Here is a 12850-nt window from a genome sequence, read left to right on the forward strand (position 1 = left end):
GCCGGAAAGCCCAGCGGTGGCGTTGCTTTGCCCAAAACCAGTCCAATCAGGAGCCGTACCGATGAATCGGATTTATCGCAAGGTCTGGAACAAAGCATTGGGTCAGTTGGTGGTGGCCTCGGAACTGGCCTCCTCCGACAGCGGCGGCGGGGTCGTCGACCAGCGCCGCGATGCAACGCAGGCTGCGCCCGCAAGGTTGGCGATGGCACTGGGCCTGGTGTTGGGATTGGGCATGAGCGGTATCGCCGCAGCACAGTCGGTGCAGATCGGCGGCAGCGCCACCTGCGTGGCATTCAGCGGCAAGCTGCTCGAAAAGTGCCTGATCGAAGGCTCGGCCACGGCCAAGGGCAGCAACGCGGTGGCGATCGGCAGCAACAGCAGCGCCAGTGCGGCCAATAGCGTAGCGCTGGGCGCCGGCTCCAAGGCCACGCGTGCCAACACGGTGTCCGTGGGTGATACCGGCAAGGAACGGCAGATCACCAATGTTGCCGCAGGCAGCCAGGCCACCGATGCGGTGAACAAGGCGCAGCTGGACGCGCAGGCGCGCGCCACCCAGGCTGCGCTGGCCGATGTCGCCGCAGACGGCAGCCGTTATTTCAAGGCCGATGGCGCAGGCGATGACAGCGACGCGGCGAAGATCGACGGGCAGGGCGCAGTGGCGGCCGGTGCCGGCGCACAGTCGCTGGCCAATGCCACCACTGCCATCGGAACCCAGGCCATTGCCGCGGGCCTGGGCGCAAGCGCGTTCGGCCAGGGCGCCTTGGCAATCGGCGATGCCAGCGTGGTGGTCGGGCAGAGCGCTGCGGCCTTCGGTCTCGGCGACACCGCGGTTGGCGCAAGCGCGACCGCCGCGAGCGAGAACGGCGCGGCCACCGCGCTGGGTGCGCTGTCCGAAGCGACTGCCGATGGCGCCACGGCTGTCGGCGGCGGTGCCGTGGCGATGGGCCCGGGCAGCACCGCGCTGGGCCGCGGCGCTACCGCAGCCAACGAAGCATCGATCGCGGTGGGTGCGTTCAGCACCGCCGTCGGTGAATACAGCACCGCGCTGGGCTCGAATTCCGCGGCGGTGGCCACCGGCAGCGTGGCGCTCGGCGCGGGCTCGCTGGCCGACCGCGTCGATACCGTGTCCGTTGGTGCCGCCGAATACGGGCTGACCCGGCAGATCACCAGCGTGGCCGCAGGCACCGAAGACAACGATGCAGTCAATGTCGGTCAGCTGAAGGACGTCGCCGCCGTGGCCGATGCCACCGCCAAGCGCTTCCAGGCCAATGGCAGCAGCAACAGCGATGCCGGTGCACTGGCCGAGGGCGACGAGGCGCTGGCGGCCGGCGAGGCCGCCAATGCCATCGGCAACGGCACCACTGCAGTCGGTGCCGGCGCCACCGCCGTCGCGCAGAACGCCACCGCCGTTGGCAACAACGCGCTGGCCTCGGGCCAGAACAGTGCCGCGTTCGGCAACAACGCGCAGGCCAACGGTCCGGGCAGCGTTGCCGTGGGTGGCGCTGCGGTGGATGCCGACGGCAACCCGCTGATCACCAGCGGCGGCGTGCCGGTGGAAACCGGCGCAACCAGCGCAGGCGTCGGCGGCACTGCGGTCGGCGCCAGTGCCGAAGCCAGTGGTTTTGCGGCGTCGTCCTACGGCGTCGGCGCCTATGCGGCCGGTGCGCAGGCGTCGGCCTTCGGCGCCGTGGCCAATGCCATCGGCGATTATTCCACCGCGCTGGGTACGCAGAGCAACGCGACGGGCACCAGCAGCGTCGCCATCGGTGGCCCGGCTGACCTGATCCCCGGCCTGGGCTTCTTCGTGCAGACCCAGGCCAGTGGCGAAGCCGCCACCGCCGTCGGTGCCGGTGCCATCGCCAGTGGCGACCGTGCCGTGGCCAACGGCAGCCTCAGCGAAGCCTCCGGCGCCGAAGCGACCGCGGTCGGCTACTTCGCCTATGCACCGGGCGAGAACGCCAGTGCCCTGGGCGCGCAGACCTGGGCGAGCGGAGCGCAGAGCACGGCCGTGGGTTACTACGCCACCGCACGCGGCGCGAACAGTGTGGCACTCGGCGCGAATTCCGAAGCGGTGCGCGCCAACAGCGTGGCCGTCGGCAGCGCCGGCAACGAGCGGCAGATCACCAGCGTCGCTGCAGGCAGCGAAGCCACCGATGCGGTGAACAAAGCCCAGCTCGACGCCGTGGCCGGCACTGCCGACACCACCGCGCGTTTCTTCCAGGCACAGCCGGAGGCGGGCAGTGATGCTGGCGCACTGGCTGATGGCGAAGGCTCCATCGCTGTGGGTTCGTCGAGCAATGCGATCGGCGCAGGTGCCATCGCGCAGGGTGCTGCCGCGTCGGCCATCGGCGATGACAGCGTGGCCGTGGGCCGCAACAGCGCGGCCACCGGTAATGGCGGTGTCGCCATCGGTGGCCTCGGCCAGGCCTACGACGAGTTCAACCAGCCGATCATCGGTGTCGATGGCACGGCGCAGCAGGTGGGCACCACCGCTGTTGCCGATGCCACCGCAGTCGGCAGCGGTGCGCAGGCCACCGGGGCTGCCAGCAGCGCTTTCGGCAACGCGGCCAAGGCCAGTGGTGACAACAGCTTCGCCGCAGGCGGCAAGTCGCGCGCCACCGGCAGCTATGCGGTTGCGGTCGGCGACAGCGCATTCGCCAGCAGCGATGACAGCACCGCAGTAGGCGGATACAGCTGGGCCACTGCCAGTGGCGCAGCAGCATTCGGTTCGGGTGCATGGGCCACCGCCACCAACGCGTCAGCGTTCGGCAACGCGGCCTGGGCCAGCGGCAGCGGCGCGACCTCCATCGGTTACAACAGCTGGGCCAACGGCGCCAGTTCCACCGCCGTTGGCCGCGGTGCCTTCGGCTATGGCGACAACAGCGTGGCGCTGGGCTTCCAGGCGCTGGGCAACAGCATCAACAGCATCGCCATCGGCACCAACACGGTGGCCGGTGGTGAGAGTGCGATCGCGCTCGGTGCCGGCAGCAATGCCAGCGCCAGCAACACGGTCGCGCTGGGTGCCGGTTCGGTCGCCAACCGCGCGCGCACGGTGTCGGTGGGCAGCGCCGGCAACGAACGCCAGGTCACCAACGTCGCCGCCGGCACCCAGGCCACCGATGCGGTGAACAAGGCGCAGCTGGATGCGGTGGCGACCACGGCCACCACCACCAGCCGCTTCTTCCAGGCCAGCGGCAACGGCGACGACGTAGCCGGTGCATTGGTGGAAGGTGACAACGCACTGGCGGCCGGTGATGCCGCCAACGCCATCGGCAACGGCGCCACCGCACTGGGTAGCGGCGCCAATGCGCTGGCCAGCAACGCACAGGCGCTGGGCTTCAATGCGTTGGCGACCGCAGCCAACGCCAGCGCTGTTGGTGCCAACGCACAGGCCACGGGCGAGTACGCCACCGCGCATGGCGCGGAAAGCGAAGCCAGCGGCGAGCAGAGCGCGGCGTTCGGTGCGGCCAGCATCGCCAGCGGCGCCGGTAGCACTGCCAATGGCGTGCTGTCCGAAGCGTCCGGCGAAGAGGCCGTGGCCGTGGGCTACTTCAGCAATGCCAGTGGTGACGCGGCCACCGCTGTCGGTAGCGAGAGCGTAGCCAGTGGTACGGCGTCGGCGGCCTTCGGTATCGGTGCCGAAGCCAGCGGCGGTTACAGCACCGCCATCGGTGGCTACGCGCAGGCCTCGGCGTTCAATGCCACCGCGTTCGGCAACTTCGCCAACGCCTCCGGCTCCAACAGCGTGGCAGTGGGTGGCGACTCGGAAGCGTCCGGCGCCTACAGCACCGCCACCGGCCAGGGCAGCCTGGCCACCGGCACCAACAGCGTCGCCGTCGGTGGCTCGCTGTTCGGTCTGCTGGCCACCGAAGCGTCGGGCAACTACTCCACCGCGGTGGGTGGTGGCGCCTGGTCGGGGGGCATCAACAGTACCGCGCTGGGTAACGCCGCTGAATCGCGCGGCGCCAACAGCGTGGCGCTGGGTGCCGATTCGATCGCGGATCGCGACAACACCGTGTCGGTGGGCGGCGGTGGCAACACCCGCCAGATCACCAACGTGGCCGATGGCACGCAGGGCAATGATGCGGTCAACAGGAATCAGCTCGATGCCGTAGCCGCGGCAGCGGAAAAGACCAGCCGGCAGTTCCAGGCCAGCGGCAATGCCGATGGTGAAACCGGGGCGCTGGTGGACGGCGACAACGCGCTGGCGGCCGGTGACGCGGCCAATGCGATCGGCAACGGTGCCACCGCGCTTGGCAGCGGTGCCAATGCGCTGGCCGCCAACGCCACCGCCGTGGGCATCGATGCGCTGGCCACCGGCAGCAACGCGGCTGCCCTGGGCAGCACGGCACAGGCCACCGGCGAGGACAGCCTGGCGCTGGGCAGTGGTGCCAGCGCCAGTGAACTGGGCGCCACTGCCACCGGCGCGCGTGCGCAGGCCAGTGGTGCGTACAGCACCGCCACAGGTACAGAAGCCAATGCCAGCGGCACCCAGGCATTGGCCAGTGGCTTCCGCAGCGCCGCTTCGGCCGATGGCACCACCGCCGTCGGCGGCTATGCCGAAGCCAGCGGTCGGCTCGGCACGGCACTGGGCTACGGGTCGGCGGCCAGTGGTGCCAACACCACCGCAGTCGGTTTCGGTGCCGCTGCGGCCGGAACCGGTGCCGTTGCCGTGGGTCAGTCCAGCGAGGCCAGTGGCGAGGAGAGCGTGGCCATCGGTGGCAGCACCTTCTTCGGCCTGATCCCCTCGCGTGCCAGTGGCACCGGTGCCGCGGCATTCGGTGCGGGCGCGTGGGCCACCGAAGACTACGCCACGGCGATCGGCTGGAATTCGTGGGCGGCAGGCGGCAGCGCCACCGCACTGGGTGCCAATGCCACCGCCAATGGCAGCAACAGCGTCGCGCTCGGCGCCGGTTCCAAGGCCGACCGTGACAACACGGTGGCCGTCGGCAAGGCGGGCGGTGAGCGCCAGGTAACCCATGTCGCAGCAGGCAGCGAAGCCACCGATGCGGTGAACAAGGGCCAGCTGGATGCAGTGGCCAGCGTCGCCGACAAGACCAGCCGCCAGTTCCAGGCCAGCGGCAATGCCGATGGCGAGGCCGGTGCCCTGGTGGACGGTGACAACGCACTGGCCGCCGGCAACGCGGCCAACGCCATCGGCAACGGCGCCACCGCGCTGGGCAGTGGTGCTAATGCCATGGCCGGCAATGCCACCGCGGTGGGCTTCGATGCGCTGGCCACCGGCAACAATGCTGCTGCACTGGGTAACACGGCGCAGGCCAGCGGTGTCGACAGCGTCGCCCTCGGCAGTGGCGCCAGTGCCAGTGAGCTGGGTGCCAGCGCCACCGGTGCCGGCGCCCAGGCCAAGGGCGCCTACAGCACCGCCAGCGGTGCGCAGGCCACCGCCAGCGGCACGCAGTCGCAGGCCAATGGTTTCCGCGCCAGCGCGTCGGCCGACGGCGCATCGGCCATCGGTAGCTACGCCGATGCCAGCGGCCGTCTTGGCACCGCAGTCGGTTATGGCAGCAAGGCCACCGGCGCCAACGCGACGGCGGTTGGTGTCAGCGCCAATGCCAGCGCTGCCGGCAGCGTCGCGCTGGGTGCTGGTTCGGTTGCCGACCGTGCCAACACCGTGTCGGTCGGCAGTGCCAGCAGCGATCGCCAGATCACCCGTGTCGCCGCCGGTACCGAGCGTACCGATGCGGTCAACCGTGGCCAGCTGGATGCGGTCGCAGCGACTGCCGATGGCACGGCACGTTACGTCAAGGCCACCGGCGCAGGTATCGCCAGCGCCAGCGGCAGTGATGCCGCCGCGATCGGTTCGGCGGCCAGTGCCAGCGGCGCACGCAGCAATGCGCTGGGCGCCAACGCGATGGCGATCGGCAACGGTGCACTTGCACTGGGCAACAGTGCCGGCGCGTCTGGTGCCAACTCGGTGGCGCTGGGTGCGGGCTCGCGTGCGCTCGATGCCAACGTGGTGTCGGTCGGCGGTGGCAATGGCACCGATGGTCCAGCCACGCGCCGCATCGTCAATGTGGCCGATGGCCGCATCGCCGCCGGCAGCACCGATGCGATCACCGGTTCGCAGCTCAACGTCACCAACCAGCGCGTAGGCGCGGTGGAAACCCGCGTCGGTGATTTCGATTCGCGCATCACCACCGTTGAAACCACGGCGGCCAGCGCGGTGGGCTACGACGACGCCAGCCGTGATCGCCTGACCCTGTCCGGCTTCCAGGGCACCACCATCGACAACGTTGGTGCCGGCAGCATTGCGGCAGGCAGCCGCCAGGCGATCAACGGCGGCCAGCTGTTCCAGTCGCTCAGCGATGCCGCCAGCTTCCTCGGCGGTGGTGCCAGCGTCGGCATGCAGGGGGTGTTCGTGGCTCCGAACTACGTGATCCAGGGCGCCACCTACAGCAACGTCGGCGATGCGCTCGGCGCGCTGGACCGCAAGGTCAGCGAGATCGACCGCAGAACCGCTGGTGGCTCGCGTGCCGGGACTGCCAACCTGCGCGCGATGAGTGCCTCGCTGGATGAGAGCCCGCTGGCAAGCACCGCTGATGCACCTGCAGCGGCCGACGCGGCACCGGCCAGCACCGCGCGTGTGCAGGGCACGCCGACCGCTGCCGCCGCCGGTGCCGGGATTCCGGTTGGCACTCCCGCGACGGGCTTCAATGCCGTCGCCATGGGCGAGGGCGCCGTCGCCAGTGGCGCTTCGTCCACGGCCATCGGCCAGGGCGCCAATGCCACCGCGGCGAACGCGGTGGCGCTGGGCCAGGGCTCGGTTGCCGATCGTGCCAACACGGTCTCGGTGGGCAGTGAAGGCAACGAGCGCCAGGTCACCAATGTGGCGGCGGGTACCACGGCCACCGATGCGGTCAACAAGGGCCAGCTCGACCGTGGCATGGCCACGGCCAACAGCTACACCGACAGCCGCGTCCAGGCCGTCGCCGACAGCTTCGATGTGTTCAAGGGCGAGATCGACGGACGCCTGCGCCACATGGATCGCCGCATCGACCGCCAGGGTGCGATGAGCGCGGCGATGCTCAACATGGCCACCAGTGCCGCCGGTATCCGCACCCAGAACCGGGTCGGCGTCGGCATTGGTTTCCAGGGCGGCGAGTCGGCGTTGTCGCTGGGCTACCAGCGTGCGATCAGCGATCGCGCCACGGTGACCTTCGGCGGTGCTTTCAGCAGCGACGACAGCTCGGTTGGCGTCGGTGCCGGCTTCGGCTGGTAAGCCACTCCATCGCGCCGGCGGCCACCCACGCCGGCGCAGCACCTGCAGTGAGGGCCCTGGGGGAGGTCACGGCAATCCCGGCTGGGCCGGCCGGGAGTCGTCAAGGAATGATGGCCGCAGTGTTGGTTCGATCCATGACCCAGAAGAGGAATTCGACGTGATCAAGAAGCAGAACCTTCGCATCAATGTGCTTGCCGCCGCCGTGCTGTCGATGACGGCCGTCGGTGCCGTCCACGCCGCCGGCCTGCCGACCCGCGAACCGGTGCGCCAGGCCAGCACCGCCCAGCCGGGCGCCGAGCGCATCATCGTCAAGTACCGGGCCGGCGCTGCCGCCGCCACCGACCGCTCGGCGAAGCTGTCCACCGTGCAGTCGGCGCTGACCCGGGCCAGCCTGTCCGGCGGTACCTCACGTGCCAGTACCCTCGGCCCGCAGGTGGTACGCAAGCTCGCTACCGGTGCGGACCTGATCCGCGTGCAGGGCCGCCTGGCCCCGGCCGAACTGCAGCGTGTGCTGAAGGAACTGCAGGCCGACCCGTCGGTGCAGTACGCCGAAGCCGACGTGAAGCTGCGCCGCACCGAGCTGCGTGCCGGCGATGTGCAGCCGGCACTGGTGCCGAACGATCCCTTCTACCAGCAGAACCAGTGGCACCTGCACAATGCGGTCGGCGGCATCAACGCACCGGCGGCATGGGATGTCTCGCAGGGCGAAGGCATCGTGGTGGCGGTGATCGATACCGGCATCCTGCCGCAGCATCCGGACCTGGTCGGCAACCTGCTGGAGGGTTACGACTTCATCAGCGATGCGGAGACCTCGCGGCGCCCGACCAACGATCGTGTGCCGGGTGCGCAGGACTACGGTGACTGGGTCGAGAACGACAACGAGTGCTATGACGGCTCGCTGGCCGAGGACAGTTCCTGGCACGGCACCCACGTAGCCGGCACCGTGGCCGAGCAGACCAACAACGGCGTCGGCATGGCCGGTGTCGCCTACAAGGCCAAGGTGCTGCCGGTACGTGTGCTGGGCAAGTGCGGCGGCTACCTGTCCGACATCGCCGACGCGGTGGTCTGGGCATCGGGTGGCACGGTGACCGGCATCCCGGCCAACACCAACCCGGCCGAGATCATCAACATGAGCCTGGGCGGCAGCGGTACCTGCGGCAGCACCTACCAGGACGCCATCAATGGCGCGATCTCGCGTGGCACCACCGTGGTGGTCGCGGCGGGCAATGAAGCCGACAACGCGTCCAAGTACCGTCCGGCCAGCTGCGAAGGCGTGGTGACCGTGGGTGCCACCCGCATCACCGGTGGCATCACCTACTACTCCAACTATGGCACCCGCGTGGACCTGTCCGGTCCGGGTGGCGGCGGCAGTGTCGACGGCAACCCGGGTGGCTACATCTGGCAGACCGGCTCCAATGCGGCCACCACGCCGGAATCGGGCACGCCGGGTTACATGGGCATGGGCGGTACCTCGATGGCCTCGCCGCATGTGGCCGCCGTTGCCGCACTGGTGCAGAGCGCACTGATCGCCAAGGGCAAGGATCCGTTGACCCCGGCCGCGATGCGTACCCTGCTGAAGGAAACCGCACGTCCGTTCCCGGTCGCCATCCCGGCAGCGACCCCGATCGGTACCGGCATCCTCGATGCCAAGGCTGCGCTGGCCAAGGCACTGGAAGAACCGTGCACCGAGAACTGCGGGCCGGTGGCCACGCCGCTGACCAACAAGGCTGCCGTCGGTGGCCTGTCCGGTGCGGCCGGCAGCAGCAAGCTCTACAGCTTCGAAGCGGCTGCCGGCAAGCAGTTCAGCGTGATCACCTACGGTGGCACCGGCAACGTTTCGGTCTACGTGGCTGAAGGCCGTGAGCCCAGTGCCAGCGACAACGACGCCAAGTCGACCCGTCCGGGCACCTCCGAGACGGTGCGGGTTACCAAGCCGGTGGCGGCCACCTACTACATCAAGGTGGTGGGTGAAGCGGCCTACAACGGGGTGAGCATTCTCGCCACGCAGTAAGCTTGAACTGTCGTAGTTGAATGGCCGAAGCCCGTCATCCCATGTGACGGGCTTCGTCTTTTTACGAAAGGTGGCGCAGGGGCGGCGGAAATCATGGCTTAACTGTTAAAGTCGAGCCGATTGACAGGAGAGTCATGTGAACGCGCTTGCTGCTACCGCCGCTGCCGACGACGCTGAAGGCCGCATCCTGGATGCGCTGCTGGCGCGCGGCCGGCTGAAGGAAGGCGATCTGGCACGTGCGCGGCCGCTGCACGCAGAGGCCGGCGGCAGCCTGCTGGGCCTGCTGGTGCGGCTGGGGCTGGTCTCCGAGCGTGACCAGGCCCAGGCCAGCGCCGAAGTGCTGGGGCTGCCGCTGCTGGAAGGCAAACAGCTGCCGGAAGCACCGCCACAAGGGCTGGCGGAAGGCTTGCCGTTGTCGCTGCGCTTCCTCAAGCAGTTCCATGTCTGCCCGCTCGCGCTGGATGAACAGGGGGTCCGGCTGTGGCTGGCCGATGCCCATGATCCTTATCCGCAGCAGGCCGTGCAGCTGGCACTGGGGGTACCGGTGACACCGGTGCTGGGCATGCGCGCAGAAATTGATGACCTGGTCGAGCGCTGGTTCGGCCAGGGCCGCAGCGCGATGGGCGCGATCGTCGAAACCGCCGATGGCGAGGGCGGTGCGGTCGATGACATCGAGCATCTGCGTGACCTCGCCTCGGAAGCGCCGGTGATCCGCCTGGTCAACCTGGTGATCCAGCGTGCAGTGGAGCTGCGCGCTTCGGACATCCATGTCGAACCGTTCGAAAGCCGGTTGAAGGTGCGTTACCGCGTCGATGGCGTGCTGGTGGAAGGCGAAAGCCCGCCGGCCAACCTCACTGCTGCGGTGATCAGCCGCATCAAGATCATGGCCCGGCTCAACATCGCCGAGCGCCGCCTGCCGCAGGACGGCCGCATCATGCTGCGCGTGCAGGGCAAGGAGCTGGACCTGCGCGTGAGCACGGTGCCGACCGCGCACGGCGAAAGCGTGGTGATGCGATTGCTGGACCGCGAAACGGTGGTGTTCGATTTCCATCGTCTCGGTTTCACTGACGCCTTCCTGCCGCAGTTCCGCAAGGTGCTGGAACAGCCGCACGGCATCCTGCTGGTGACCGGCCCGACCGGTTCAGGCAAGACCACCACGCTGTACACCGCGCTGAGCCAGCTGAACACTGCCGACGTCAAGATCATCACGGTCGAAGACCCGGTGGAATACCAGATCGAAGGCATCAACCAGATCCAGGCCAAGCCGCAGATCGGGCTCGACTTCGCCAACGCCCTGCGCAGCATCGTGCGCCAGGACCCGGACATCATCATGATCGGCGAAATGCGCGACCTGGAAACCGCGCGCATCGCGATCCAGTCGGCGCTGACCGGCCACCTGGTGCTGTCCACCCTGCATACCAACAACGCAGCCGGCGGCATCACGCGCCTGCTCGACATGGGCGTGGAAGACTACCTGCTCACCTCCACCATCAACGGCATCCTGGCCCAGCGCCTGGTGCGTCGGCTGGAGCCGACCCATGCCGAGCGCTATGAAGCCTCGCCGGAAGAGATCGAACGCTTCGAGCTGCGCCGCCTGCAGCCGGAAGGACCGATCCACCTGTACCGCCCGAAGCCCTCCGCGCTGGCGCCGACCGGTTACCTCGGCCGGACCACCATCATGGAATTTCTGGTGATGAACGACGCGCTGCGGCGCGCGGTGATGCGCCGCGACGGCATGGGCGAGATCGAACGCATTGCCCGCGAAGCCGGCATGCGCACGATGTACGAAGATGGTCTGTCCAAGGCCCTCAGTGGTCAGACGACCATCGAGGAAGTCCTGCGTGTCACCGAGGAAAGCTGATGCGCGCAGGACGCCGGGGCTGACATGCCGACCTACCGTTACAAGGCACTGAATCCGCACGGCGAGATCTTCGACGGGCAGATGGAAGCGGCAAGCGAGGCCGAGCTGGTCGCGCGCCTGCAGGACCAGGGCCATCTGCCGATGGAGACCCAGCTGGCCGATGGCGGTGCGATCGGTGGCAGTACCTGGCGCAACCTGTTCCGCCAACGGCCGCTGCAGGGCGCTGCATTGCTGCAGTTCACCCAGCAGCTGGCGACACTGCTCGGTGCAGGCCAGCCGCTGGATCGCGCGCTGTCGATCCTGCTCGGGTTGCCCGAAGACGAACGCTCGCGCCGCGCGATCACCGACATCCGCGATGTGGTGCGCGGTGGCGCGCCGCTGTCGACCGCACTGGAGCGCCAGCATGGGTTGTTCTCGCGCCTGTACGTGAACATGGTGCGGGCCGGTGAAGCCGGCGGCAGCCTGCACGAAACCCTGCAGCGCCTGGCCGACTACCTCGAACGCAGCCGCGCGTTGCAGGGCAAGGTGATCAACGCGCTGGTGTACCCGGCCATCCTGCTGGTGGTGGTGGGCGGCGCGCTGCTGTTCCTGCTCGGCTACGTGGTGCCGCAGTTCGCGCAGATGTACGAAAGCCTGGATGTGGCGCTGCCGTGGTTCACCAACGCGGTGCTGCAGCTGGGTCTGTTCGTGCGCGACTGGTGGGTGTTGCTGCTGGTGGTGCCAGGGATACTTGCGCTGTTCTTCGAACGCAAGGCGCGGCAACCAGCCTTCCGGCTGGCGCTGGATGGCTGGCTGCTGCAGCGTCGCGGCATCGGCCGCCTGCTCGGCGAACTGGAAACCGCGCGGCTGGCCCGCACGCTGGGCACGCTGCTGCGCAATGGTGTGCCGCTGCTGGGTGCCTTGGGCATCGCCCGCAACGTGCTGGGCAACCGCGCGCTGGCCGCCGATGTGGAAGCCGCCGCGGATGAAGTGAAAAACGGTACCGGCCTGTCGCTGGCGCTGTCGCGCGGCAAGCGTTTCCCGCGCCTGGCGCTGCAGATGATCCAGGTCGGCGAGGAATCCGGTGCACTCGATACCATGCTGCTGAAAGCGGCCGATACCTTCGAACAGGACAGCGCCCGGCGCATCGACCGCCTGCTGGCGGCGATGGTGCCGGCGATCACCCTGGTGCTGGCCTCGGTGGTCGGTGCGGTGATCGTTGCCGTGCTGGTACCGCTGTACGACCTGACCAATGCCATCGGTTGACGATGGATCCCTACGCAACCCCGACACTCCGCAACTGAAAGGACCGACCATGATTGCTTCCCGTCGACCGATCCGCCTTTCCTTCACCGCCGCGCGCAACCAGTCGGGCATGAGCCTGCTGGAAATCATCATCGTCATCGTGCTGATCGGTGCGGTGCTGACCCTGGTCGCCAGCCGCGTGCTGGGCGGCGCTGATCGCGGCAAGGCCAACATCGCCAAGGCGCAGGTGCAGACCGTTGCGTCCAAGGTCGACAACTACCAGATCGATACCGGCAAGCTGCCCGGCTCGCTCAACGATCTGGTGACCGCACCGGCGGGTGTCGGTGGCTGGCTGGGGCCGTATGCCAAGCCGGCTGACCTGAACGACCCGTGGGGCCACGCGCTGGAGTACCGTGCGCCGGGCGAAGGCCAGCCGTACGAGCTGATCAGCCTCGGCAAGGATGGCAAGGCCGGCGGCAGCAGCGTCGATGCCGACATCCGCTACCAGCCGTAA

General features: G+C 68.7%; 5 protein-coding genes. All 5 read left to right on the forward strand.

Annotated features, from left to right (window positions below; translation table 11 throughout):
* The first annotated feature begins 61 nt into the window (after positions 1–61).
* The 5 genes from ACZK13_RS02745 (at position 62) to gspG (ending at position 12850) form a co-directional block, all read left to right on the forward strand.
* Positions 62–7240 carry an ESPR-type extended signal peptide-containing protein gene (locus ACZK13_RS02745; RefSeq protein WP_478482251.1) on the forward strand — a complete coding sequence of 2393 codons (7179 nt, stop codon included), beginning with the start codon at positions 62–64 and terminating at the stop codon, positions 7238–7240.
* Between the two features lie 157 nt (positions 7241–7397).
* On the forward strand, positions 7398–9251 hold the full coding sequence (locus tag ACZK13_RS02750; protein ID WP_125894942.1) for a S8 family peptidase: 1854 nt from the start codon (positions 7398–7400) through the stop codon (positions 9249–9251).
* Between the two features lie 136 nt (positions 9252–9387).
* Positions 9388–11112 carry a type II secretion system ATPase GspE gene (gene gspE / locus ACZK13_RS02755; protein WP_049424954.1) on the forward strand — a complete coding sequence of 575 codons (1725 nt, stop codon included), beginning with the start codon at positions 9388–9390 and terminating at the stop codon, positions 11110–11112.
* A gap of 24 nt (positions 11113–11136) precedes the next feature.
* Positions 11137–12357: a type II secretion system protein XpsF gene (gene xpsF / locus ACZK13_RS02760; RefSeq protein WP_032130133.1), complete on the forward strand. Its 1221-nt coding sequence runs from the start codon at positions 11137–11139 to the stop codon at positions 12355–12357.
* A gap of 49 nt (positions 12358–12406) precedes the next feature.
* Positions 12407–12850: a type II secretion system major pseudopilin GspG gene (gene gspG, locus ACZK13_RS02765; RefSeq protein ID WP_004142831.1), complete on the forward strand. Its 444-nt coding sequence runs from the start codon at positions 12407–12409 to the stop codon at positions 12848–12850.

The sequence above is a fragment of the Stenotrophomonas sp. 99219_Sma genome, from assembly GCF_056480785.1.